Origin of the sequence: Paenibacillus peoriae (genome assembly GCF_022531965.1) — a bacterium.
Classification (GTDB): Bacteria; Bacillota; Bacilli; order Paenibacillales; family Paenibacillaceae; genus Paenibacillus; species Paenibacillus polymyxa_D.
The window spans coordinates 5,091,341-5,117,594 of the sequence record NZ_CP092831.1 but is presented as its reverse complement, the minus strand read 5'-3'; the positions used below and the strand labels follow the sequence as shown (position 1 = coordinate 5,117,594).

Annotated in this window: 26 protein-coding genes and 1 other annotated feature; all 26 genes read left to right on the top strand. The window is 45.8% G+C overall.

Annotated features, from left to right (window positions below; genetic code table 11):
- Positions 1-441: 441 nt before the first annotated feature.
- Positions 442-906, top strand: coding sequence for a CtsR family transcriptional regulator (locus MLD56_RS22730; RefSeq protein ID WP_013312188.1), 465 nt, complete (start codon positions 442-444; stop codon positions 904-906).
- A 69-nt stretch (positions 907-975) separates the two neighbouring features.
- A complete protein-coding gene (locus MLD56_RS22725) occupies positions 976-1,500 on the top strand; it encodes a protein-arginine kinase activator protein McsA (RefSeq protein WP_029514506.1) in 525 nt (174 codons plus the stop codon).
- Between the two features lie 28 nt (positions 1,501-1,528).
- The gene (locus tag MLD56_RS22720; RefSeq protein WP_029514505.1) at positions 1,529-2,593 is read left to right on the top strand and encodes a protein-arginine kinase McsB; all 1,065 of its coding nucleotides are present in this window, start codon (positions 1,529-1,531) and stop codon (positions 2,591-2,593) included.
- 44 nt (positions 2,594-2,637) lie between these two features.
- Positions 2,638-5,082 (top strand): ATP-dependent protease ATP-binding subunit ClpC, encoded by a 2,445-nt coding sequence (gene clpC, locus MLD56_RS22715; protein WP_023990572.1) that lies wholly within the window; start codon positions 2,638-2,640, stop codon positions 5,080-5,082.
- Positions 5,083-5,322: 240 nt separating this feature from the next.
- On the top strand, positions 5,323-6,696 hold the full coding sequence (radA, locus tag MLD56_RS22710) for a DNA repair protein RadA (protein WP_029514504.1): 1,374 nt from the start codon (positions 5,323-5,325) through the stop codon (positions 6,694-6,696).
- 12 nt (positions 6,697-6,708) lie between these two features.
- A complete protein-coding gene (disA, locus tag MLD56_RS22705; RefSeq protein WP_013312183.1) occupies positions 6,709-7,785 on the top strand; it encodes a DNA integrity scanning diadenylate cyclase DisA in 1,077 nt (358 codons plus the stop codon).
- Between the two features lie 54 nt (positions 7,786-7,839).
- Entirely contained in the window at positions 7,840-8,586 is a 747-nt protein-coding gene (gene pssA / locus MLD56_RS22700) for a CDP-diacylglycerol--serine O-phosphatidyltransferase (RefSeq protein WP_029514503.1), read from the top strand.
- A 185-nt stretch (positions 8,587-8,771) separates the two neighbouring features.
- Positions 8,772-9,857, top strand: coding sequence for a PIN/TRAM domain-containing protein (locus MLD56_RS22695; protein ID WP_029514502.1), 1,086 nt, complete (start codon positions 8,772-8,774; stop codon positions 9,855-9,857).
- Positions 9,858-9,927: 70 nt separating this feature from the next.
- Positions 9,928-10,626, top strand: a complete 699-nt coding sequence (gene ispD / locus MLD56_RS22690) for a 2-C-methyl-D-erythritol 4-phosphate cytidylyltransferase (RefSeq protein ID WP_029514501.1) — start codon at positions 9,928-9,930, stop codon at positions 10,624-10,626.
- A complete protein-coding gene (gene ispF / locus MLD56_RS22685; RefSeq protein WP_025723806.1) occupies positions 10,623-11,099 on the top strand; it encodes a 2-C-methyl-D-erythritol 2,4-cyclodiphosphate synthase in 477 nt (158 codons plus the stop codon). Before ispD ends, ispF begins: the two co-directional genes overlap by 4 nt.
- 39 nt (positions 11,100-11,138) lie before the next feature.
- Positions 11,139-12,599 (top strand): glutamate--tRNA ligase, encoded by a 1,461-nt coding sequence (gltX, locus tag MLD56_RS22680; protein WP_029514500.1) that lies wholly within the window; start codon positions 11,139-11,141, stop codon positions 12,597-12,599.
- 487 nt (positions 12,600-13,086) lie between these two features.
- The gene (gene cysE, locus MLD56_RS22675; RefSeq protein WP_029514499.1) at positions 13,087-13,767 is read left to right on the top strand and encodes a serine O-acetyltransferase; all 681 of its coding nucleotides are present in this window, start codon (positions 13,087-13,089) and stop codon (positions 13,765-13,767) included.
- Between the two features lie 24 nt (positions 13,768-13,791).
- Complete coding sequence (gene cysS, locus MLD56_RS22670; RefSeq protein ID WP_029514498.1) at positions 13,792-15,195, top strand: cysteine--tRNA ligase; 1,404 nt, start codon at positions 13,792-13,794, stop codon at positions 15,193-15,195.
- Complete coding sequence (locus MLD56_RS22665) at positions 15,192-15,650, top strand: Mini-ribonuclease 3 (RefSeq protein ID WP_029514497.1); 459 nt, start codon at positions 15,192-15,194, stop codon at positions 15,648-15,650. Before cysS ends, MLD56_RS22665 begins: the two co-directional genes overlap by 4 nt.
- A 55-nt stretch (positions 15,651-15,705) precedes the next feature.
- Complete coding sequence (gene rlmB, locus MLD56_RS22660) at positions 15,706-16,452, top strand: 23S rRNA (guanosine(2251)-2'-O)-methyltransferase RlmB (protein ID WP_013312173.1); 747 nt, start codon at positions 15,706-15,708, stop codon at positions 16,450-16,452.
- A gap of 4 nt (positions 16,453-16,456) precedes the next feature.
- Complete coding sequence (locus tag MLD56_RS22655; RefSeq protein ID WP_029514496.1) at positions 16,457-16,978, top strand: NYN domain-containing protein; 522 nt, start codon at positions 16,457-16,459, stop codon at positions 16,976-16,978.
- Positions 16,979-17,140: 162 nt separating this feature from the next.
- Positions 17,141-17,785, top strand: a complete 645-nt coding sequence (sigH, locus tag MLD56_RS22650; protein WP_016324748.1) for an RNA polymerase sporulation sigma factor SigH — start codon at positions 17,141-17,143, stop codon at positions 17,783-17,785.
- Positions 17,786-18,120: 335 nt separating this feature from the next.
- Positions 18,121-18,270 carry a 50S ribosomal protein L33 gene (gene rpmG, locus MLD56_RS22645; protein ID WP_023990562.1) on the top strand — a complete coding sequence of 50 codons (150 nt, stop codon included), beginning with the start codon at positions 18,121-18,123 and terminating at the stop codon, positions 18,268-18,270.
- A 20-nt stretch (positions 18,271-18,290) separates the two neighbouring features.
- Positions 18,291-18,482 (top strand): preprotein translocase subunit SecE, encoded by a 192-nt coding sequence (gene secE, locus MLD56_RS22640; protein ID WP_013312170.1) that lies wholly within the window; start codon positions 18,291-18,293, stop codon positions 18,480-18,482.
- A gap of 22 nt (positions 18,483-18,504) precedes the next feature.
- On the top strand, positions 18,505-19,038 hold the full coding sequence (gene nusG, locus MLD56_RS22635) for a transcription termination/antitermination protein NusG (RefSeq protein ID WP_007432596.1): 534 nt from the start codon (positions 18,505-18,507) through the stop codon (positions 19,036-19,038).
- Positions 19,039-19,111: 73 nt separating this feature from the next.
- Positions 19,112-19,537, top strand: a complete 426-nt coding sequence (gene rplK / locus MLD56_RS22630) for a 50S ribosomal protein L11 (RefSeq protein ID WP_007432595.1) — start codon at positions 19,112-19,114, stop codon at positions 19,535-19,537.
- Between the two features lie 87 nt (positions 19,538-19,624).
- Positions 19,625-20,317, top strand: coding sequence for a 50S ribosomal protein L1 (gene rplA / locus MLD56_RS22625; RefSeq protein WP_013312169.1), 693 nt, complete (start codon positions 19,625-19,627; stop codon positions 20,315-20,317).
- A 68-nt stretch (positions 20,318-20,385) separates the two neighbouring features.
- Positions 20,386-20,537 (top strand) — a sequence feature (ribosomal protein L10 leader region).
- Between the two features lie 74 nt (positions 20,538-20,611).
- Entirely contained in the window at positions 20,612-21,115 is a 504-nt protein-coding gene (gene rplJ, locus MLD56_RS22620; protein WP_013312168.1) for a 50S ribosomal protein L10, read from the top strand.
- Positions 21,116-21,183: 68 nt separating this feature from the next.
- Positions 21,184-21,549, top strand: coding sequence for a 50S ribosomal protein L7/L12 (gene rplL, locus MLD56_RS22615; RefSeq protein WP_029514495.1), 366 nt, complete (start codon positions 21,184-21,186; stop codon positions 21,547-21,549).
- Between the two features lie 148 nt (positions 21,550-21,697).
- Entirely contained in the window at positions 21,698-22,300 is a 603-nt protein-coding gene (locus tag MLD56_RS22610) for a class I SAM-dependent methyltransferase (RefSeq protein ID WP_029514494.1), read from the top strand.
- Positions 22,301-22,655: 355 nt separating this feature from the next.
- Positions 22,656-26,201, top strand: a complete 3,546-nt coding sequence (rpoB, locus tag MLD56_RS22605) for a DNA-directed RNA polymerase subunit beta (RefSeq protein ID WP_029514493.1) — start codon at positions 22,656-22,658, stop codon at positions 26,199-26,201.
- Positions 26,202-26,254 lie beyond the last annotated feature (53 nt).

Here is a 26,254-nt window from a genome sequence, read left to right as displayed (position 1 = left end):
TTTTTATGGTATTGTATAAAACATAATTAGATTGCGAAAAATGGTATTGACCCCTTGGCAAAAATGAATAATGTGCTATAATGTGAATATAGTCAAAGAAAGTCAAAGTCAATCAAACCTAGTGTGATTCTGTAGAAGTATTATGCTGATGGATTGGCCGTATGAAGTAATTTCGATAGTAAAGAAGCAAACGAGAATTGAAATGATTTGCGTATAGTTAGGAGCTGACTCTTATGAACATAAGAGAAGTGTATGATTAATCGCAAATAAAGGCCACACTAGAGACAAGACGGTACATTTCAATGGATGTAGAACAGGCAATAGCCTCAATACAGCTTAGATTCGTGACTTTACCGTTTGGTTAAGTTCAATATACGGCGGACTCTGTGGAGCGTGAAATGTACTTGAATACTTGCGTTTCCGTTAGTGGAGGATGATGAAATGCGCAATGTTTCCGATATTATTGAACAATATTTGAAGAGTATATTGCTGGAAAGTCCCCAAGGTTTGGTGGAGATTCAGCGCAATGATCTGGCTGACCGCTTTTCCTGCGTTCCGTCGCAAATTAATTATGTAATTAGCACCCGGTTTACGCTGGAAAAAGGCTATGTGGTGGAAAGTAAACGCGGTGGTGGGGGCTACATTCGTATTCAGCGAATTCAGCTACCCGCACAGCATGCCATCCATACACATCTTCATCAGAGCATCGGGGAGGAAATTAGCCAATCAGCAGCAGAAGGACTGATTTATCAGTTAGAGGAAGCCCATTTTTTAAGCAAAAGGGAAGCTAATCTAATGAAGGCTGCTTTATCGAGAGATACATTATTACTGAAGCTTCCCTATCGTGATCAACTGCGAGCAAGATTGCTTAAGGCTATGCTGATCTCGTTGCTGGCGACCAAATAGTGTGTGAATAGAGACTAATGTTTGGATGTAGGGTGGGTATTAAATCCTGACATTGAAGGAGGTGCTTTTATGCTGTGCCAAGAATGTAATATGCGGCCGGCAACTTTGCATTTCACCAAAATTGTGAATGGCGAAAAGACAGAGTTTCATATTTGTGAGACGTGTGCGAAGGAAAAAGGGGAGATGATCCCTGGAACACCTAACGGCTTTTCAATTCATAGCTTGCTGTCGGGGATGTTGGATTTTGACTCCAGTACAAAGAGCCAGTCTCCAGGCCACAGTGGTCCGCAGAACCTGCAATGCAAGGATTGTGGCATGACCTATGCACAGTTTAGTAAGCTGGGACGTTTCGGATGCCCGTCGTGCTATCAATATTTTGATAATCGTCTGGACCCTCTGTTCAAGCGTGTGCATGGCAGTACGAATCATGTTGGTAAAGTTCCGGTTCGCACTGGTGGCCGACTGAAGGTTAAACGGCAAATTGACGATTTGAAAAAAGAGATGCAACAGCACATTGTACAGGAAGAGTTTGAATCAGCTGCTGAGCTTAGGGATCAAATCAGAGAGCTTGAAAAAGAAATGACTGAAGAGTAAAGTTTGTGAAGAGTAGGAGGGATGCGTAATGCCCAATATTCGGTTTACGGAGAAGCCGCTAAGTGACTGGATGCGTGGTGATGCTGCGGATTCGGAGATTGTCATTAGCAGCCGGGTAAGAATTGCGCGTAACTTGCAGCATCTGCCTTTTCCCATGCTTGCTACCAATCAGCAGTCGGCAGAAGCACTTCAGCGCTTGACGGATATCCTTCAGTATGATGATTTAGGCGGTTTTGGTACTTTTCATACGTTGAAAATATCCGAGTTGGATGAGATCGACAAGCAGGTGCTGGTTGAGAAGCATTTGATTAGTCCTAATTTGGCGAACGAATCTCGTAACGGTGCTGTCTTAATTAGCGATGATGAATCGGTTAGTGTTATGATAAACGAAGAGGATCATCTGCGTATCCAGTGCTTATATCCGGGATGTCAGGTTAGAGAAGCTTGGGAACGCGCTATGGTTATTGATGATGCATTTGAAGCGCATGTTGATTATGCATTTGATGATCGGAGAGGTTTTCTAACCAGTTGTCCAACGAATGTCGGCACAGGTATGAGAGCTTCGGTGATGATGCATTTGCCCGCATTAGTCATGACTCATCAAATCAATCGTATATTGTCTGCTGTTTCACAGGTAGGTCTTACAGTTCGCGGCATTTACGGTGAAGGCAGCGAAGCGGTCGGAAATTTGTTTCAGGTGTCTAATCAGATTACACTGGGACAAACCGAAGCGGAGATTATTGAGAATCTACATGGCGTGGTGCTACAAATTATTGAGCACGAGCGTTCTGCCAGAGAAAGGCTAATGAATGAATCTATGCTGCGAATTACAGATCGGGTGATGCGTTCATTCGGTATTTTGTCGTATGCAGCAGTATTGGATTCCAAGGAGGCTGCACAGCGGCTGTCTGATGTACGTCTTGGCGTAGATTTGGGAATTTTGGAGCGTCCTTCCACCGCAGCGATGAATGAGCTGAATGTGATGACACAACCCGGGTTCCTGCAAAAAAGCTTTGGGGATAAAATGAATACCGAAGAGCGCGATATGTACCGGGCGAAGCTGATCCGGCAAAAATTAGGCACAACCCTTTAATATATAAAATGATCTGAAATACACACTGTGGAGGTGCAGGATATATGATGTTTGGAAGATTTACGGAACGTGCACAGAAAGTGCTTGCTTTGGCTCAGGAAGAAGCAGTTCGATTGGGACACAACAACATTGGTACAGAGCACATTTTGCTAGGCCTCATTCGTGAAGGTGAAGGAATAGCAGCGAAAGCCTTAATCGGTTTGGGCCTGGGACTGGAAAAAATCCAGGATGAAGTGGAAACGTTGATTGGACGCGGTCAAGAGCAACCGACGAACATTGCCTATACTCCACGTGCCAAAAAAGTCATCGAACTGTCTATGGATGAAGCCCGCAAACTGGGCCATACCTATGTAGGTACAGAACATATTTTGCTGGGTCTTATTCGTGAAGGCGAAGGCGTAGCAGCACGGGTACTGAATAACCTGGGCATCAGTCTGAACAAAGCGCGTCAGCAAGTGCTTCAATTGCTCGGCAGCAGCGAGGCTGTTTCCAGCCATCACGGTGCTCCAGCTAATGTCAGCACGCCAACCCTGGACAGTCTGGCACGCGATCTGACGGCATCTGCGAAGGAAAACAACCTGGACCCTGTTATTGGGCGTAGCAAGGAAATTGAACGCGTAATTCAGGTGCTCAGCCGCCGTACAAAGAACAATCCGGTTCTGATTGGTGAGCCTGGGGTAGGTAAAACGGCGATTGCCGAAGGATTGGCTCAAAAAATCATAGCGAATGAGATTCCCGAAACGTTGCGCGACAAGCGCGTAATGACACTGGATATGGGCTCTGTGGTAGCAGGCACCAAGTATCGTGGCGAATTCGAGGATCGTTTGAAAAAGATTATGGACGAGATTCGTCAAGCGGGTAATATCGTGTTGTTCATTGACGAGCTGCATACGCTGATTGGTGCTGGTGGAGCGGAAGGCGCAATTGATGCGTCCAACATCCTGAAACCTGCTCTGGCACGTGGCGAGCTGCAATGCATCGGTGCGACCACGCTGGATGAATACCGCAAATATATTGAGAAAGATGCTGCTTTGGAGCGTCGCTTTCAACCCATTACAGTGGATCAACCTTCTCCAGAAGAGGCGATTCAAATTCTGTATGGTCTGCGTGACCGTTACGAAGCGCATCACCGTGTAAAGATCACAGATGAAGCTATTGAAGCGGCCGTAAAATTGTCAGATCGTTATATCACCGACCGCTTCCTTCCAGATAAGGCTATTGATCTTATTGATGAAGCGGGCTCCAAAGTAAGGCTGAATTCTTACACTGTACCGCCAAACCTGAAACAGCTGGAAAACCGTCTGGAAGATATCCGGAAGGAAAAGGATTCAGCGGTACAAAGTCAGGAGTTTGAAAAAGCGGCAGCCCTGCGCGATACAGAGCAAAAAATCCGCGAAGAGCTAGACGTGACGAAAAACCAATGGAAAGAACAACAGGGGCGTACAGATTCTGAAGTTACCCCAGAGGATATCGCTCAAGTCGTTGCAATCTGGACAGGTGTTCCAGTCAGCAAGCTGAAAGAGGAAGAAACACACCGCTTGTTGAATATGGAAGAGTTGCTGCATGAGCGGGTAATTGGACAGGACGAAGCAGTTAAGGCAGTAAGCCGGGCGATTCGCCGGGCACGTGCCGGACTGAAAGATCCGAAGCGTCCAATTGGGTCCTTTATTTTCCTCGGTCCAACTGGGGTTGGCAAAACAGAGTTGGCACGCGCCTTGGCTGAATCCATGTTTGGAGATGAAAATGCGGTTATCCGTATTGATATGTCTGAATATATGGAGAAACACTCAACGTCTCGTCTGGTAGGAGCGCCTCCAGGGTACGTTGGATATGAGGAAGGCGGTCAACTGACCGAGAAGGTACGTCGTAAGCCTTACTCTGTTGTATTGCTGGATGAAATTGAAAAAGCACACCCAGAAGTATTCAATATTCTTCTGCAAGTACTGGAAGATGGTCGTCTGACAGATTCCAAAGGTCGTGTCGTTGATTTCCGTAATACACTCATCATCCTAACATCAAATGTTGGTGCACAGGCGATTAAACGTAACTCCACGCTTGGTTTTACAGCTGTAGTGGACGCTGGAGCGGATTACGATAATATGAAGGGCAAAGTGATGGATGAATTGAAGAAAAGTTTCCGTCCTGAGTTCTTGAACCGGATTGATGAAATTATCGTTTTCCATTCTCTCGAAGAAAAACATATTGCTGAAATTGTGTCACTCATGTCTGAGGAGCTGCGTAAGCGCCTGAATGAGTATGAAGTGGACTTCGAGTTGACAGACAATGCTAAAAAATTCCTTGCCAAGGAAGGCTTTGATCCAGCGTATGGTGCGCGTCCATTGCGTCGTGCAATCCAGAAGCATATTGAAGATCGCCTGTCCGAGGAACTATTGACTGGCAACATCACTAAAGGTGACTCTCTTTTCATTGATGAGGAGAACGGTGCATTGACTGTAACGAAAAAGGATAATGTATCTGCCAAGTCCTAAGGCAGTTTACTAAATAAATAGTAGAAAAGGGTGTCTCGCAGGCTGGAAAGCTATTGCGAAGACACCCTTTTTGTGTATAAAACACGGTGAAAAGGTTGGGTAAATGCTTTGGGAAAGTTTGTGATATTGCTTTACGTCCGCCAAGCTTCAATGGTAAACTTTTATTGTTACAGCTCTTTCTGGGCTGTATGAACATAAATTTGACATCATCGTCGTCAATAAGGAGCCAAGGAACAAAGTATGGCTAAAGTGAAAACTAAGTTTTCCTGTACGGAATGTGGTTATGAATCGCCCAAATGGTACGGAAAATGTCCTGGATGCCAGGCATGGAATTCCATGGTCGAAGAAACAGAAAGCGTTGTAAAAACTCAAGGAATGGGGTCTTCCCTTCTTACTCATAGCACAAAAGACAAGCCACTCCCTATTATAGAGGTGGAGAGCGGTAAAGAAGCACGAATTTTGACGGGAATTGGCGAATTGAATCGAGTACTCGGTGGAGGTGTGGTGCCGGGTTCACTCGTTTTGGTGGGCGGTGATCCGGGAATCGGTAAATCTACGCTTATGCTGCAAACATCTAATGAGCTGGCTTTAACTGGTTTAAAGGTGCTGTACGTGTCTGGTGAGGAATCTGTCCGTCAAACGAAACTACGTGCAGATCGACTCGGTGCCTTGTCCCCCAGCCTATACGTATTATGTGAGACGAATTTGGAGACGATTGAAGAAGCGGTGGACAGCTTGAAGCCGGAATTTTTGGTCATCGACTCGATACAGACTGTATATTTGCCTGAGGTGACGAGTGCACCAGGTAGTGTGGCTCAGGTGCGAGAGTGTACTTCACGCTTTATGCGAATTGCCAAGGGGCTAGGTATTGCTACGGTATTGGTAGGACATGTGACCAAGGAAGGGGCCATTGCAGGTCCGCGTTTGTTGGAACATATGGTTGATTGTGTACTTTATTTTGAAGGAGAGCGTCACCATACGTATCGGCTTTTGCGTGCAGTTAAAAATCGTTTTGGTTCTACAAATGAAATTGGTATTTTTGAAATGGCTGAAAGCGGTTTGCGTGAGGTTTCGAATCCTTCTGAACTATTCCTGTCTGAACGGCCACTGGGGGTGGCAGGTTCTACTGTTGTAGCCAGTATGGAAGGAACCCGACCTGTATTGGTTGAACTGCAAGCATTGATTGCAGCTACACATTTTCCATCTCCACGCCGAATGGGCACAGGAGTCGACCATCATCGAATGGGATTAATCATAGCCGTGCTAGAAAAGCGGATGGGCATGTTTTTGCAAAACCAGGACGCTTATCTCAACGTAGCCGGAGGCGTGAAGTTGGATGAACCGGCGGTGGATTTGGCTATAGCTGTGAGCATTGCTTCCAGCTTTAGGGATGCTCCTACAAAGCCGTATGATGTGATTTTTGGCGAGGTGGGACTGACAGGTGAGGTGCGCGCGGTATCCCGAGCAGAACAGCGAGTACGAGAAGCGGAGAAACTAGGTTTCAAACGGGTGATCATGCCGGAGAAAAGCTTGAAGGGTTGGACACATCCGAAAGGGATACAAATTATAGGAGTAGGAACGGTGGCAGATGCACTAGCAGCCGCATTAGATTAGGGGGCATTGAGAATGAAAGAAGCGAGCCAACTGGATAAAATGAACGATTTGCTGCGGCTTGTGGCACCGGGAACTCCCTTTCGCGACGGGTTGGAAAACGTTTTGCGTGCCAAAACGGGTGCTCTTCTGGTCGTTGGCTATAGCCCAGAAGTTATGGAAGTCGTGGATGGCGGTTTCTCCATCAATTGTGATTTTTCACCGAACTATTTATATGAGTTGGCTAAAATGGACGGCGCAATCATATTAAGCGAGGATTTAAAACGAATTTTATATGCCAATACGCAACTGATTCCGGACTCCTCCATTTCTTCAATTGAAACAGGAATTCGGCACCGGACAGCAGAACGAGTTGCAAAGCAGACTGGCAAATTAGTTGTGTCTATTTCCCAGCGGCGTAATATTATTACCTTGTATCAGGGGACATTACGGTATGCGCTCAAGGAAATCGGGGTTATTTTAACGAAAGCCAATCAGGCTATTCAGACGTTAGAAAAATATAGATCTGTGTTGGGGCAAGCCTCTACGAATTTGACAGCATCTGAATTTGAAGAGCTGGTTACCATGCCGGAGGTCGTTAATGTCATCCAACGGATCGAAATGGTGCTGCGCATCAAAATGGAGATCAAACGATTTATTAACGAGCTCGGAAATGAGGGCCGTCTAATTAGTATGCAGATGGAAGAGCTTGTCAGCAATATTGAGGAAGAAGCATGGTTGTTGTATAAGGATTATGCCAAAGACGATAGCGACGAAAAGATTCGTGAAATTATATTGGGACTCAAACGTTCTACGGACGACGAATTGTTGGATGTGAATCATATTGTACGTTTACTAGGCTACCCTTCTTCAGCTGCGACATCAGAGGAGTATATTGCTGCACGCGGCTATCGGGTACTGAACAAGATACCGCGTTTACCGAATGTGATTATTCATAATCTGGTAGAGCGGTTTGGACGTTTTCCACATGTCATCACAGCAACGATAGAAGAACTGGATGAAGTGGATGGTATTGGAGAGGTTCGTGCGCGTACGATTAAAGAAGGTCTTAAACGTTTGCAGGAACAAGTTTTCATTGACAGGCAAATGTAAATGTAATACAGTGAAAGGATTATAATGGAACAATTCATACATTGAGGTGAAGAGATGATTACCAAATCAATTCCGAACTTGTGTACCTTAGGTAACTTGTTTCTCGGAATGATCGCCATTTTATTGGCTGTAGACGGAAAATACAGTCTTGCCGCTATTATGGTTATTGTCGCCATGTTGTTGGACGGACTGGATGGAAGAATGGCCCGGGTCCTGAATGCCCAAAGCGAATTCGGTAAAGAACTGGACTCCTTATCAGATATGATATCTTTTGGTGTTGCTCCCGCAGTTATTATGTACATGGTTGCTTTTCATGATGCGAATTCGGCTCTCGCTTGGACGGTTACTGCCATTTTCCCGATGTGCGGAGCGTTGCGTTTGGCTCGATTTAACGTACGTCCTGGTGTACCAGGTTATTTTACGGGTCTACCAATTCCGGCAGCAGGTGGCGTATTAGCCACTTTGTCCTTATTCCATAACGATATTTCTTTGTTATACATGTCGATTGCCATGTTGCTGGTCTCTTATTTGATGGTCAGCTCCATGAAATATCCAAATTTTAAAAAGGTTGGCCTCCCGAAAAAAGCAATTTGGGTGGCTCCATGGGTCGTAATTGCAGCGGTGGTGTTGGCTGTTAAATTCCCTGACCAGCTGTCGAAGCTGATTTTTGTGCCACTGGTGCTGTATGCATTGTATGGTATGAGGCTGAACATTCGTAAACTATCACGCAGACGTGGGCGTGATCGGGATCGTTCCAGTCAGGAAGAACAGGACGATCAATATCGTCATTCACAGCGGTAGTATCAAGCAAGTATAAGCATTTATTTCCTTGAATTATTTCAAGGGGATAAATGCTTTTTTTATGCATAAAAAGTGAAAACACAGGGTTAGTTATGTGGGAAATGGATCATACTGGTAAGAGAAATGCTATGTATCCAATAAATAGCAGACTAATGAAAAGAAAATAAAGGAGGTATAGAGATTCAATGTGGAGAAAGGCTATTTTAACTTTTACAGGATTGTGCGGAGCATGGTTTGGCTATACGTTATACCAGCGGGTAGGGGGCATTGTATCGTGGATGCCAGAATGGTTGAGTGATGGGTCTTTACCGGGAATGGTTGTTTGGATGATGGCGGGAGCAGTGTTATTTATGGCCGGGTGCTCATTCGCAGGAGCATCCGTGGCGAACCGGTTGCAACAGGGCATTGAAGGCTTGGTACGAATTCCGATGAACGAGATGATGGCAGGTGTGATTGGTTTAGCGGTGGGATTGATACTTTCCTTAGCAGTCTATCCGCTTTTTTCATGGTTGGGGGCCCCGGGTCAACTTATCCAGACGGCTGTTACCGTGATATGTGGATATGTGGGATTAATGGTTGGACTAGAAAAGCGGGACGAGCTGTCATCCTTTTGGAGTTCTGGCTTTTTTGGTCGGGGAACGGGTGCAGAAGAACGTAAGCTGGAGGAACATAAAATTTTGGACACCAGCGTCATTATAGATGGGCGTATTGCAGATATCTGCAAGACAGGTTTTATTGAAGGAACGATTGTGATTCCTGAATTTGTGTTAGAGGAGCTTCAGCATATTGCAGATTCATCAGATTTACTTAAGCGTAATCGTGGACGACGGGGCCTGGATATTTTGAATAAAATCCAAAAAGAGCTGGATGTGAATGTGCTCATTTACGAAGGTGATTTTGAGGAAATTTCAGAGGTTGACAGTAAGTTGGTCAAGCTGGCAAAGGTGTTACAGGGTAAAGTTGTAACTAACGATTTTAACCTGAATAAAGTATGCGAACTGCAAGGTGTATCAGTGCTGAATATTAACGATTTGGCGAATGCAGTGAAGCCTGTCGTACTACCCGGTGAGGAAATTATGGTGCAGATTATTAAAGACGGCAAGGAGCATGGGCAGGGTGTAGCCTATCTGGATGATGGTACGATGATTGTTGTGGAAGGCGGACGTGACTATATTGGCTCTCTTATGGAGGTGCTGGTCACGAGTGTACTTCAGACCTCTGCCGGACGTATGATCTTTGCCAAACCGAAATTATTGGAAAAAGCTCAATAAACGCGGTATGATGAAGTAGATGTGTTATCATACGGATCGTCCAAGTGCGATCAGGGCAGGAGTTATTTGAATGAACAATCGGGTAGGAGTTGTCATTGTGGCAGCAGGGCGCGGCTCCCGTATGGGGACGCAGGAGAGCAAGCAATTTCTGCTTTTGCGGGACAAGCCCATCTTCATACATACACTTGAAATATTCGCAGCTATGCCCGAAGTGGATGAAATGGTGATGGTGACTGGGACAGCAGATGTGGAACGCTGCCGAGATTGGATTCATCAATACAAAATCGGTAAAAATGTACGGGTGGTAGCTGGTGGCAGTGAACGCCAGCATTCGGTCTATCGCGGTCTGCGCCACTTACAAGCGGATTGGGTGATGGTGCATGATGGTGTGCGTCCACTCATTCAACCTGAGCTTGTACGTTCATGCCTTGAGGCAGCCCAGCGTACTGGTGCTTCTGTAGCGGCAGTACCTGTAAAGGATACGGTCAAGCAAGTGAACGGGGATGGTATCATTACAGCAACGCCGGATCGCCGAAGTCTGTGGAGTATTCAAACGCCACAGACTTTTCGTCTTTCCGATCTGCTGCGAGCCTATGAGGAAGCGGAGCAGTCGAGATTCTTGGGAACAGATGATTCTATGCTGATAGAGCGGCTAGGCATTCCGGTTACTGTCGTTCAAGGCAGCTACAAGAACATCAAAATTACTACACCGGAGGATTTGGATATGGCGGCGCTATGGGTGAAAACAGAGGGAGAGGATATCAAATGATCAGAGTGGGACAAGGATTTGACGTCCACCAGCTGGTGGAAGGAAGGCCATGCATCATCGGAGGTGTGAATATTCCGTATGAAAAAGGTTTATTGGGCCATTCCGATGCAGACGTACTGCTGCATGCCATTAGCGATGCTATCCTGGGCGCGCTTGGCTTGGGAGACATCGGGAAGCATTTTCCGGATAATGACCCAGAATTTAAGGATGCTGACAGTCTTAAGCTACTGGAGCATGTGTGGGGGCTAGCTAAAGAGCGAGGATATCGCTTGGGGAATATCGATTCTACGATTATCGCACAAAAGCCCAAAATGGCATCGTATATTCCGCAGATGAATGAAGTCATCGCTCGGGCGCTGGAAGCAGAGGAGCTATCCCAGGTGAACGTCAAGGCGACCACGACAGAGCAACTCGGGTTTCCCGGCCGGGGTGAAGGAATCGCGGCTCAATCGGTTGTCTGTCTTATCAAGTAAATGCTATCATCTTGAGTAATTCAATTTGGAGGAGATTATATGAGCACGGAAGTTCGTGTACGTTATGCACCAAGCCCTACAGGGCATCTGCACATTGGAAATGCCAGAACGGCATTATTTAATTATTTGTTTGCCCGCAATCAAGGTGGGAAATTTATTATTCGAATCGAAGACACAGATGTGAAGCGCAATATTGAGGGCGGAGAAGAAAGCCAACTTAAATATTTGAAATGGTTGGGTATGGACTGGGATGAGAGCGTAGACGTGGGAGGAGAGTTTGGACCTTATCGTCAGACTGAACGCTTGGACATATATAAAACATACTGGCAGGATTTGCTGGATCGTGGTTTGGCTTACCGCTGTTACTGCACTGAAGAAGAGCTGGAGCGCGAGCGTGAAGAGCAGACGGCACGTGGGGAGACACCGCGCTATTCTGGAAAACATCGTGATCTAACAGAAGAACAGTGCCAGGCATTTGAAGCAGAGGGCCGTGTACCAAGTATTCGTTTTCGTGTACCGGAAGATCGTGAATATACGTTTGACGATATCGTTAAAGGACAAATTACGTTCAATTCCAAGGAAAGCGGCGATTTTGTTATCGTCAAAAAAGACGGTATTCCGACATATAACTTCGCTGTAGCAGTTGACGATTATTTGATGAAAATATCGCATGTACTACGGGGCGAAGACCATGTTTCCAATACACCGCGGCAGTTGATGATCTTTGAAGCTCTCGGGTGGGAACCGCCACGCTTCGGTCATATGACGCTGATTGTAGGTGAGGATCACAAAAAGCTCAGTAAACGTAACGAATCCATTATTCAGTTTATGGAGCAGTATGACAAGTTGGGCTATTTGCCAGAAGCTATATTCAACTTCATCGCACTGCTGGGTTGGTCCCCAGAAGGCGAAGAAGAGATCTATGATCGGGAACAACTGATTTCGATTTTCGATCCTAATCGTTTGTCCAAAAGTCCAGCTGTGTTTGATACAAATAAGCTTGCTTATTTGAACAATCACTATATTAAAAAGGCTGATCCTGAGCGAATTGCCAGCATGGCGATTCCACATCTCCAGACAGCGGGGCTGTTGCCTACTGAGCTGTCTGCGGAACAACTGGATTGGGCTAAGGCCCTTGTTCGCTTATACCAGGAACAGATGACATCTGCGTCCGATATTGTAACGTTGTCTGAGTTGTTTTTCCGTTCACATCTGGAACTGGATGCTGAAGCAGCAGCTGTATTGGCCGAAGAGCAGGTTCCTGAGGTACTTAGAGCTTTTGCAGGTAAAGTTGAAACGAGTGAGGAATTTACAGCTCCACAAATGGCTAAGCTGATCAAAGAAGTTCAAAAGGAAACCGGTTTTAAGGGGAAACAATTATTCATGCCGATTCGTGTGGCTCTTACAGGCCAAACGCATGGACGGGATCTGAATGAAACTATCTTTTTGCTTGGACGTGACAAGGTACTGGATCGTCTCAAGGCACAAATTAAAGGCTGATATTTCTTGTCAATTTGTTGTCTTTTCGCTATAATGACTCCATTGATACGGATTGATATTTACGTGTAAAGGCTGCGAACAGGAGAAGTACACTGCATAAGGGCATCTGCCAGAGAGGACGGTCGAGGGGAAACCCCAGGCTGAGAGCCGTCCAGTTGACCTGCGGAGGAAATGCGCCTGGGAGCCGTGCGCCCGAACCCTCATTAGCATCAAATGCTGATGTGACAAGGGCGTGCCGATTCGTTCCCGTTACAGGACGCCAAAGACGGATTATCTGCTTTTTATGCAGCAGATATGTTCGAAAGCAGAGTGGGACCACGTTCATGCGTCTCTGCAGCTTAGGCTGCGGAGGCGCTTTTTCTTTTTTATCAGACTCAGACTCGTTATAGATAGAAAAATGTCGAAGAGTGCTGGTGGATGCGAAAATTGGCGGAACGTGAAGTGTTGTGATGATGCGGCAAGGATATGAAGGGAATAGGAGGGCGACATGTTCAGACATTTCAAATCCGACATTCAGACTGTTTTGGATAATGATCCGGCCGCCCGGAGTAAGCTGGAGGTCATTTTTACGTATTCCGGTGTTCATGCCCTTTGGGCACACCGAATCGCACATTGGTTTTATTTGCGAAACTGGTGTACTCTAGCCCGTGTTATATCCCAGGTATCAAGGTTTATGACAGGCATTGAAATTCATCCTGGCGCTCGTATCGGAGATCGGCTGTTCATTGACCATGGCATGGGAGTTGTCATCGGGGAAACCTGTGAGATTGGCGACGATGTCGTATTGTATCAGGGGGTCACACTCGGCGGGACTGGGAAAGAGAAAGGTAAGCGCCATCCGACCATTGGGAATAATGTTGTTATCGGCTCTGGTGCGAAGATATTAGGCTCTTTCACGATTGGGGCACAATCCAACATTGGCTCTAACTCGGTTGTGCTCAAAGAAGTTCCACCAAACAGTACGGTGGTGGGCATCCCGGGGCGAGTTGTCAGACAGGATGGTAGGCGTCCAGACCGACTTAGTCATCAGTTGCCTGATCCGGTTGTGGATTCTATGCGAGAGCTTCAACGGGAAATAGAACGTTTGCGTGCAGAAATGTCTGATTTGAAGGATGGGGCATCCGCTCAGAAACATCAGGTGGCCCAAGAGAATACATTAGAAAAATGATTTTCATGAGGGAGGAACATAACAATGCCGCTTCAAATTTATAATACAATGACGAGGAGTCGGGAGCCTTTTGTGCCACTGGAGCCTGGAAAGGTTAAAATGTATGTATGCGGTCCTACCGTGTATGATTACATTCATATTGGCAATGCACGACCTGTAATTGTATTTGATGTGGTGCGTAGCTACCTGGAGTACTTGGGCTATGATGTAAACTATGTGGTGAATTTTACGGATGTCGATGATAAACTAATCCGCAAAGCTCGGGAACTTGACATGAATGTTTCGGCAGTTGCTGAGAAATTTATTGCTGCCTACCATGAGGATCTGACAGGATTGAATGTTCCTGCTGCCAGTATGAACCCTCGTGTAACAGAGAGCATGGATCTGATTATTGATTTTATTAAGGAATTGGTAGACAAAGACTATGCCTATGAGAATGATGGCGACGTGTTCTATCGGACCAAAAAGTTCAAAGATTACGGACAACTGTCAGGTCAAAATCTGGAAGAGCTTCAGTTCGGAATTCGTATCAATGTGGATGAACGCAAGGAAAATGCCGAGGACTTTGTACTCTGGAAGGCAGCGAAGCCGGGCGAAATTCATTGGTCGAGCCCTTGGGGAAATGGACGACCAGGCTGGCATATCGAATGCTCTGCTATGGCTCGCCATTATTTGGGGGATACACTGGATATTCATGGGGGCGGACAGGATCTGCAATTTCCGCATCATGAATGTGAATGCGCACAATCCGAAGTGATTACAGGTAAGCCATTATCCCGCTACTGGATGCATAACGGATATATTCGCATAGATAATGAAAAAATGTCGAAATCACTCGGTAATGGTATTTTAGTTAAAGATTTGCGCGCTCATCACAAGCCTGAGGCTATACGTTATTTTATGTTGTCGACGCATTACCGAAATCCGTTAAACTACAACCAAGAGACTATGAGTCAGGCGGAGAACAGTGTCGAACGGATCGCCAATGCAGTTGCCAATGTGAAGCATCGTTTAGCTAATGCGCTGAAAGGTAATGAGGGAGTATCGACGGAACTGCAAACGAAGCTCGATGGAATTTTGCAGCAGTTTGGCGAAAAAATGAATGATGATTTCAACACACCTGATGCGATTACTGCTGTATTCGATTGGGTTAGCGAAGCAAACCATTTGTTGCAACGAGATGTCGTACATCAGGCAGAATTACAAGCTGTATTGCATACCTTTCATTCGATGAATAACGTGCTTCGCATTTATTCGGAGCCGAGTGAAGAGTTGCTGGATGACGAAATTGAGCAGTTAATTGCAGAACGTGTCGAAGCTCGTAAGACCAGAAATTGGGGTAGAGCTGACGAAATTCGCGATCTGTTGGCTGCAAAAGGCATTGTGCTTGAAGATACGGCGCAGGGGATGCGGTGGCGGCGAAAATGAATGATAAGCCACTGAACTCAGGAGCATCGGAAGGTACGGGGAACTGGTTCCCGTACCCTGCGTCCAAGCCAGCACGTTTGATGCCTCCCATTGCACTAGCTTACATTGGTGATGCAGTGTACGAGGTAGCTGTCCGGCAATATTTGTTGGCACAGCCTAACCTGCGTCCAAATCATCTGCATCGGCGAGCCACAGGGCTAGTCTCCGCCAAGGCGCAGAGTCGCATGTTAGGGCTATTGGAAAATGTACTGACGGAAGAAGAACGCGATATTGTCCGACAAGGAAGAAATGCTAAATCAGGAAGTTTGCCCAAAAATGCTGATGTGCTTGAGTATCGGCACGCCACTGCACTGGAGGGGTTGATTGGATCTCTTTATTGTGATGGACATTTGGACAGATTAAGAGAGTTGATTACGTACGGAATTGCGCAAATGGAAAATACAGGAAAATCATAAATGGGAATGGACTGGATGGAACAAGTATCAGCCGTTTCCCGGGAGGAAGCTAGAGATGGAAGAAGAATGGATTGCCGGTAAGCATTCGGTAACGGAGGCATTGCGTTCAGGCAGAACAATAAATAAAATTTGGATTGCGGATAATGCGCAAAAACATTTGACACTGCCGATTACAGCTGAGGCGAAAAAAGCAGGAATTATTGTTTTGCAGGTGGACAAGCGTAAGCTGGATCAAATGGTTCCGGGCATTCAACATCAGGGAGTGGTCGCGCAAGCTGCGCCTTTTGCCTATGTTGAAGTGGAAGAATTGCTCGCAACTGCTCGTGATAAGGGAGAAGAGCCGTTTTTGATTTTGCTGGATGAGATTGAAGACCCTCATAATTTGGGCTCCATCCTTCGTACAGCGGACTGTACTGGAGCGCATGGTGTTATTGTGCCGAAAAGGCGTTCTGCAGCTGTAACTGTAACGGTGTCCAAAACATCGGCAGGTGCTGTGGAGTACGTTCCGGTGGCGCGTGTAAACAATCTGGGACAAACCATTGATCGTCTTAAAGAAGAAGGTGTATGGGTAGTTGGCACGGATGTTACAGCGACAGACCCTGTCTTTGGGAATGGAGTATTCACGGGACCAGTAGCCATTGTCATTGGTAACGAAAATAAAGGTATGGGCCGTTTGATTCGTGAGAAATGCGATGTACTCGTCAAGCTGCCAATGGCGGGGCAAATTAATTCCCTTAATGCTTCTGTAGCTGCAGGTGTTGTCATGTACGAAGTATTGCGCGGACGACAGGCACGGGGCTAACGATATGGCTGACACGCGGGATGTTCTGCTTGTGGACGGTTACAACATGATTGGAGCCTGGCCCGAACTTTCCGCACTGGTACAATCTGGTATGCAGGAAGCGAGGGACAGACTTCTTGAACGACTGGCGGATCATCAGGCGTATTCCGGCAGAAGAGTCATCGTCGTATTTGATGCTTACAGGGTACCAGGATTAGGTAAAACTTTTGCTCAGAGCAAAGTCCAGATTTATTTTACCAGAGAAAAAGAAACTGCTGATGAGTGCATCGAGCGATTGGTTCGGGAGCTGAGCAGTAAAAGAAGAAGTATTTACGTAGCGACAAGCGATCAGGTAGAGCAACATGTCGCATTTGGACAAGGTGCACTTAGGGTGTCGGCGCGAGAATTACTGATCGAGATTGAGGAATCCGAAAGAGAAGTGCAGAAGCGAATCCAGCAGGATAGTGCTAAGTTGTCCCGTAACTCGCTAGATTCCAAACTGAGTCCGGAGCTTCGAAAGTTGTTTGAACGATGGAGAAGAGAATAAACCAATAATTGGACGCCACTCCATTTTGAAACCATTGACAATTTTGTTAGCGCTCTTCTTTTTTAGGTTGTTGTGGTTGACGGTATCAGGTTACATCGCGTATACTTGTCGTATATTTGAGAGAGTAACGGGTACCTTGCGTTGCAGCCGGAGGGATTGTTAGTGAGTGTGGACCTCAAGGATATCATGTTGTCAAAGTTTGATTACAAAAATGATGAAGACATTGTCGGAGCAGTCCATGAAGGTGATGGGGAAGCGCTGGAGTTTCTGATCAACAAATACCGGAACTTTGTGCGGGCCAAGGCCAGATCCTACTTCCTGATTGGTGCTGATCGCGAGGATATTATTCAGGAGGGCATGATTGGTCTCTACAAATCCATTCGTGATTTTAAGGGAGACAAGCTTGCTTCGTTCAAGGCTTTCGCCGAGTTGTGCATTACACGACAGATTATTACGGCAATTAAGACGGCTACACGACAAAAGCACATTCCTCTGAACTCTTACGTGTCTCTGGACAAGCCCATCTATGATGAAGAGTCAGACCGGACGTTGCTCGATGTGATTTGCGGAACACAAGTAAGTGACCCTGAAGAGCTGATCATCAATCAGGAAGAATTTGTGGGCCTTGAGGACAAGATGTCCGAGATTCTGAGCGAACTGGAACGCAAGGTACTTATGTTGTATCTGGACGGACGTTCGTATCAGGAGATTGCAGAGGATCTTGACCGCCATGTGAAATCCATTGATAACGCGCTGCAACGGGTCAAGCGTAAACTTGAAAAGTATCTGGAAGTAAGAGATAGTTGAAAGTAGAGGCTGACAGGGAAAAAGGCTCGAGTCCGAGTCTTTTTTTATTCGTTATAGGTAGGCTATGCAGGTTTATAAGTGTTACAAATGATTTATACTAAAAAAGACGAATAATAGATATCGCCTTGATTTTTGAAGCGGCTTTTCAGAGAATAGTTTTAAAGGATGCACAGATGTTAAAATGCACCACAGTCGGGACTGCGAATTGTATGTAAACATTCGTTGACATGGAAAACCCCGTGTGATAAAGTGTTTTAGGTAGGCCTAAATTCGCGGTTTTTTTTAGGATCAATTATGAGACTTCCGGTGTTGGATGTCTTCGGGAGGTGCACATCATGCGGGTAATTATTACTTTGGCTTGTACAACATGCAAACAAAGAAATTACACAACGACGAAAAACAAGCGTAATCACCCCGACCGCATGGAGATGAAGAAATTCTGTAAGTCCTGTAACGAACAGACTTCTCATCGGGAAACCAGATAGTTTTTGGAGGTGTAGTCGGCGTGAAACGCAGTTTCAAGTCTCTGTTTTCCTTTTTCTCTGAAAGCTGGGCTGAACTCAAGAAGGTTCGCTGGCCCAATCGTAAAGAACTGACCAACTATACGCTGATTGTCATAGGGACAATTGCGTTCGTCACGATTTATTTTTGGGTTCTCGACATCGGCATTTCCGCTGTGATCGAAGCGATTATCTAGGAAGGGTTCCAGGTGGCTTGATATGGAAAAAAGATGGTACGTCGTTCATACCTATTCAGGGTATGAGAACAAAGTCAAAGCCAATTTGGAAAAACGCGTTGAGTCCATGGGCATGGAAGACAAGATATTCCGTGTTCTTGTTCCTATGGAAGAAGAACTGGTAACCAAGGACGGTAAGAAAAAAACCGTTATGCGTAAAGTCTACCCTGGTTATGTCTTAGTCGAAATGGTTCAAACCGACGACTCTTGGTATGTTGTACGCAACACACCAGGTGTTACGGGATTTGTAGGGTCAACAGGCTCGGGTTCCAAACCGACGCCATTGCTTCCAGAAGAAGTTGAACAGATTCTGAAGCATATGGGCATGGTAGAGCCGAAACCGAAGATTGAATTCGATGTTAAGGAATCCGTGCGAATTAAAGTTGGTCCTTTTGCGAATTTTGTGGGCTCCGTGGAAGAAATTTTGGTTGAGAAGAGCAAGCTTAAAGTTCACGTCAATATGTTTGGACGGGAAACCCCGCTTGAGTTGGATTATACTCAAGTGGAGAAAATATAGATTTTTCTTACAGGTTTCTTGTGGGAGGATCGATAGGTCCGTCTACCACTATTGAGTCAAGGAGGTGTCATCCATGGCAAAAAAGGTAATTAAAATGGTAAAACTGCAGATTCCTGCAGGGAAAGCTAATCCAGCGCCTCCAGTAGGTCCAGCTTTGGGTCAAGCAGGTGTCAACATCATGGCATTCTGTAAAGAGTTCAATGCTCGTACTGCTGATCAAGCAGGCCTGATTATTCCGGTTGAAATTTCGGTATTTGAGGATCGTTCTTTTACGTTCATCACCAAAACTCCACCGGCTGCTGTTCTGTTGAAAGTTGCTGCTAAAATCGAAAAAGGTTCCGGTGAACCGAATAAAACGAAAGTTGCAACTGTAAATCGCGCTGCTGTTCGTCAAATTGCAGAGCAAAAAATGCCTGACCTTAACGCAGCTTCCGTAGAATCGGCAATGCGTATGGTTGAAGGTACTGCTCGCAGCATGGGTATCACCATCGTAGATTAATTTTATTAATCTACGTGTGCCGGCAGTTTGACTGTCCGGCAAGTGTGGGAGGAATATCCGCTAATACCACATAAGGAGGAAAACATTATGGCTAAACATGGTAAGAAGTACCTGGAAGCTGCTAAGCTGATTGACAGCGAAGCAACTTACGAGCCTTTAGAAGCCGTTGAACTGGTGAAAAAGGCTGCGACTGCTAAATTCGACGAAACCGTTGAAGCTGCAGTTCGTCTGGGCGTAGATTCCCGTAAACAAGACCAGGCTGTTCGTGGTGTTGTTGTCCTGCCGCATGGTACGGGTAAAACACAACGCGTTCTGGTATTTGCAAAAGGTGACAAAGTGAAAGAAGCGGAAGCTGCTGGCGCTGATTTTGTTGGCGATCAAGATATGATCAACAAAATCCAACAAGGCTGGTTTGAATTCGACGTCTGCGTTGCGACACCTGATATGATGAGTGAGGTTGGTAAACTGGGTCGTTTGCTCGGTGGTAAAGGTTTGATGCCTAACCCTAAAGCAGGCACAGTTACTTTCGACGTTGCCAAGGCTGTTCAAGAAATTAAAGCCGGTAAAATCGAATACCGTCTCGACAAAGCCGGTCAAATTCATGCGCCAATCGGCAAAGCTTCCTTCAGTGCTGAACAGCTGAACGAGAACCTTAAAGCCTTGGTTGAAGCCTTGAACCGTGCGAAGCCAGCGGCTGCTAAAGGTGTATACCTGAAAAACATCGCTATTTCTTCGACTATGGGACCAAGTGCACGTGTGAACGCATCTGTTTACAGATAATATTTTGATTGACATGTTCAATCAAAATTGTTATTCTATAAAAGTTGTGAGTCCTTGTGACTGACCATTAAAGTTGAATATGCTTACCGTAGACAGTAGGTGCCTTAGGGCTTAATTTCCTACCGAGGTGTTATGATAGAACGTTTCATGTGACGGGCTTGTCCCGTCCATGTAGATTTATCAAGCCTTCGTACTCTACGGAGGCTTTTTTCATGCTTATGAAAGCAAGCTTTGTGAGATCACCAGATCGGGTGCTTCGAACAAAGCGGATAAATTGATCAGGAGGTGTACAGTTTGGCAAATGCAAAGGTGATTCAAGCAAAACAAGAAGCTGTTGAAGTTGTAGCTGCGAAATTGCGTGAGAGCGTAACGACTGTGGTTGCAGACTATCGCGGTCTGAATGTTGCCCAAGTAACTGAGCTGCGTAAGCAGCTTCGCGAAGCCGGAATCGAATTTCAAGTGCTGAAAAACACACTGCTCCGCCGTGCAACTGCGGCAGCAGAATTGACTGAACTGGACGCAGTATTGACAGGTCCTACTGCAATCGCGTTCGGCAAAGATGATGCAGTGTCTGCAGCTAAAATCTTGAACGATTTCGCTAAGAAGAACAATGCACTGGAACTGAAAGGTGCAGTTGTAGAAGGTCGCGTTATCGGTGTTGAGGAAATCAAAGCACTGGCAGAACTGCCATCCCGCGAAGGTCTCCTTTCCATGCTCCTCAGCGTGCTTCAAGCTCCTGTGCGCAACTTCGCGCTTGCAGTTAAAGCTGTTGCAGAAAAAGAAGAGCAAAGCGCATAAGTTAGGGATTAAACCTGCTGTATAGCAGTTGAGAACAAAAAAATACGAATTTAAATGGAGGTTCAACCATGAGTAAAGAGCAAATCTTGGAAGCAATTAAAGGTATGTCCGTATTGGAACTGAACGATCTCGTGAAAGCAATCGAAGAAGAATTCGGCGTAACTGCAGCAGCTCCAGTAGCTGTAGCAGGTGGCGCAGCAGGTGGCGCAGCTGAAGCTGAGCAATCCGAGTTCGACGTAATCTTGACAAGCGCTGGCGGTTCCAAAATCAACGTTATCAAAGCAGTTCGCGAAATCACAGGTCTTGGCCTGAAAGAAGCAAAAGAACTGGTTGACAACGCTCCAAAACCACTGAAAGAAAAAATCGCTAAAGAAGAAGCTGAATCCATTAAAGCAAAATTGGAAGAAGCAGGCGCTTCTGTAGAAGTGAAATAATTGACTGCTTTCTAGCAGACAATGAACTAAAACAAACCCCTTGAGGTGATCTTCAAGGGGTTTGTTGCTGTAAAACGGTAGTGCCAGCATGTCTGAAAGGTAATTGTAAAGGCTATGATGGTAGTACAACCGAAAGAGGTGGGCATGAATGGCTGATCATTACTACTCCAAGCGGCCAGAGACGGCGCATGAAAGACGGAGCCTGGAAACAGTGCTGCGGGGGCGGTCATACCGTTTTGTCAGCGATTCAGGCGTTTTTTCGAAGCAGGGCATTGATTATGGGAGTCGCGTGCTGATTGAAGCGATGCAGCTTCCTGCACAAGCCTCGGTATTAGATGTAGGATGCGGTTACGGGCCGATTGGTTTGGCGGCAGCCGCGCTTGTCCCAGAAGGACACGTCACAATGGTTGATATTAATGAGCGAGCCGTTCAACTAGCGATAGAGAATGCGGAACGTAATGGGGTTAAGAATGTCACCGTTAAGCAAAGCGATTTGTTTGCGGAAGTGAAGAATGAACGTTTTGACGTAATTTTGACGAATCCTCCTATACGTGCAGGAAAAGAAACAGTGCATACCATTTTTGAACTTGCTTATGAGCATTTAAATGAGGGTGGAACTTTGTGGGTAGTCATTCAGAAAAAGCAGGGGGCCCCTTCGGCGAGTGCTAAGATAGAGAGTCTTTTCGGTCATGTGGAGGAAGTTACAAAGGATAAAGGCTATCGAATTTTGAAGGCCAAAAAAAGTTTTTAAGAAAATGCAATAGGACCATTGACTTGAATCCTGGTCTGTGATATCATTATAAAATGTCAGTATTAGGATGCCCTCCATGGCTTTAGTTTGTTGAAATGTCAATAGATTTATGCGTAGTAGGTATAGTATTTATCGCTATTACGTATAATACAACCATTTTGGGCAAATCTACAAGTGATGAAGATCTTCCGGTAAGAGGATTCTGCAGATACGTTGCTCTTTTTTCGAATGCATTCGAGTAAGGGCTTTTCTGTATTTGTAAGATTGAATCTTCTGTATGTGTCTTATTATAAGGTCACAAACAGAGGTTCGCAATGTATTTTTAAAGTGAGTAGACATGAGGGGTGAGTTTAAGTTGGCAGGACATCTTGTTCAATATGGTCGACGCACTCGGCGCAGTTATGCACGTATTAATGAGGTACTCGAGGTTCCGAACCTGATTGAGATCCAACAAAAATCCTATGATTGGTTTTTGGAGGAAGGATTACGGGAAATGTTTCGGGATATTTCACCAATTCAAGATTTCACTGGAAATCTGATTTTGGAGTTTATCGACTATTCTCTCGGAGAACCCAAATATACCGTTGACGACGCAAAGGAACGCGACGTTACGTATGCAGCACCGCTTCGGGTAAAAGTCCGGCTTATTAATAAAGAGACCGGGGAAGTGAAAGAGCAGGAAGTATTCATGGGAGACTTCCCGCTGATGACTGAAACGGGTACGTTTATTATTAACGGTGCGGAACGGGTTATTGTCAGCCAGTTGGTTCGCTCTCCCAGCGTCTATTTCAGCACAAAAGTCGACAAGAATGCGAAAACAACATACACCGCAACGGTAATTCCTAACCGGGGGGCTTGGCTCGAACTGGAGATGGATGCGAAGGATATTATCTATGTCCGGATTGACCGTACCCGTAAAATTCCGGTTACGGTGTTGCTGCGTGCACTTGGCTTTGGCACTGATGCTGAGATTCTGGATTTGCTCGGCAATGACGAATATATCCGCAACACACTTGATAAAGACAATACGGATTCCACGGAGAAAGCGCTGATTGAAATTTATGAGCGTCTTCGCCCGGGTGAGCCACCTACACTGGATAACGCAAAGAGCTTGCTTGTTGCACGCTTCTTTGATCCAAAACGTTATGATCTGGCCAACGTAGGCCGTTACAAAATCAATAAAAAGCTTCACATCAAAAACCGTCTGTTCAATCAACGTCTTGCTGAGACATTGATTGATACAACAACTGGTGAAATTATCGCTGAAGCAGGACAAATGGTGGATCGTCGCCTGTTGGACGAGATTTTGGCCCAACTGGAGGAATCAGTAGGACACCGCACGTATCATGTTGCTAGCGGCGTGCTGGAAAGCAATGATATTCCACTTCAAACGATTGATGTATTCTCGCCAATTGAGGACGGTAAAGTAGTAAAACTGATTGCTAACGGAAATATTGATAAATCGGTTAAGAATATTACGCCTGCCGATATTATTTCCTCCATCAGTTATTTTATTAACTTGCTTCACGGTATCGGAAGTACGGACGATATTGACCATTTGGGTAACCGTCGTTTACGTTCTGTAGGTGAGTTGCTCCAAAACCAGTTCCGTATCGGTTTATCCCGTATGGAACGCGTGGTGCGTGAAAGAATGTCGATTCAGGATGCTAATGTAATTACGCCACAAGCGTTGATTAACATACGTCCAGTAATTGCTTCGATTAAAGAGTTTTTTGGTAGCTCGCAGCTGTCACAGTTTATGGATCAGACAAACCCGCTTGCTGAATTAACGCACAAACGTCGTCTGTCCGCACTCGGACCCGGCGGTTTGACGCGTGAACGCGCAGGCATGGAAGTGCGTGACGTCCATCCAAGTCACTACGGCCGTATGTGTCCTATCGAGACACCAGAGGGACCAAACATTGGTTTGATCAACTCTTTGTCCACATTTGCACGTATCAACGAGTACGGATTTATCGAAGCTCCTTATCGTTGGGTAGATCCGAAAACCGGAAAAGTTACAGACCAGATTGATTACCTGACTGCTGATGAAGAAGATAACTACATCGTAGCTCAGGCGAACGCGGAATTGACGGAGGAAAACACCTTTAAGGATGAGGTCGTCATTGTCCGTTATAACAAACAGTCTGATAACATTATTCCAATGGCTAGTAGCCGTGTCGATTACATGGACGTATCACCTAAACAGGTCGTATCAGTTGCGACAGCACTGATTCCGTTTCTGGAGAATGATGACTCTAACCGCGCATTGATGGGTTCCAACATGCAACGTCAGGCTGTCCCACTTTTGATTCCAAAGTCTCCATTGGTCGGAACAGGAATGGAGCACAAGTCTGCAAAAGATTCTGGTGTTTGCATTGTATCCAAATACAACGGAGTTATCGAACGCTCTTCGGCTAACGAAATTTGGTTGCGTCGTATCGAAACTGTAGATGGTGCTGAAGTGAAGGGCGACATTGTTAAGTATAAATTACACAAATTCATGCGATCTAACCAAGGAACTTGCATTAACCAACGTCCGATTGTGAACAGAGGAGATATTGTCAAAGTTGGCGATATTCTTGCGGATGGTCCATCTACAGAGATGGGTGAGTTGGCGTTGGGACGTAACGTTGTCGTTGCCTTCATGACTTGGGAAGGTTACAACTACGAGGATGCGATCCTGCTGAGTGAGAAACTGGTCAAGGAGGATGTATACACCTCGATCCATATTGAGGAATACGAATCCGAGGCTCGTGACACGAAACTTGGACCTGAAGAAATCACTCGTGACATTCCAAATGTCGGTGAAGAGGCGCTTCGCAACTTGGATGAGCGTGGAATCATTCGTATTGGTGCCGAAATCGGTGCAGGTGACATTCTTGTTGGTAAAGTTACACCTAAAGGTGTGACTGAATTGACAGCTGAAGAACGTCTCTTACACGCAATCTTTGGTGAGAAGGCACGCGAGGTTCGCGATACTTCTTTGAGAGTTCCTCACGGAACAGATGGGATTGTTGTAGATGTAAAGGTGTTTACACGTGAAAATGGCGATGAACTGCCACCAGGTGTAAATCAGTTGGTTCGTGTATATATTGCTCAAAAACGTAAAATCTCCGAAGGCGATAAAATGGCTGGACGTCACGGTAACAAGGGTGTCGTTGCCCGTATTTTGCCTGAAGAAGATATGCCGTTCCTGCCGGATGGCACACCAGTACAGGTCGTTCTGAACCCGCTGGGGGTACCTTCACGGATGAACATCGGACAGGTGCTTGAAGTCCATCTGGGTATGGCTGCAATGCGTCTTGGTATTCATGTGGCAACTCCAGTATTCGATGGTGCCAAGGAGTATGACGTGTTCGATACAATGGAAGAGGCAGGCATGCAGCGTAATGGTAAGACTGTGTTGTATGACGGACGTACGGGTGATCGTTTTGAACGTGAAGTTACTGTCGGTGTCATGCACATGATCAAACTGGCGCACATGGTCGATGATAAAATCCATGCTCGTTCTACAGGTCCTTACTCTCTCGTTACGCAGCAACCATTGGGTGGTAAAGCTCAATTCGGTGGACAGCGCTTCGGGGAGATGGAAGTATGGGCATTGGAAGCCTACGGCGCGGCGTACACGCTTCAGGAAATTTTGACTGTGAAATCCGATGATGTGGTTGGACGTGTTAAAACTTACGAATCCATTGTCAAAGGTGAAAATGTACCTGAACCGGGTGTTCCAGAATCATTTAAGGTCTTGATCAAAGAGCTGCAAAGCTTGGGTATGGACGTGAAGATTCTGTCTGAAGACGAACAAGAGATCGAAATGAGAGAGCTTGATGATGAGGATGACACAAGCGGCGATAAGCTGAGTTTGAATCTGGAAGGCTCTGAGGTTGGCGTAGAGTAGTTTGACTGCTAACTGACTCATATCAGCTTTGTTATATACCTTGATCCATTCTA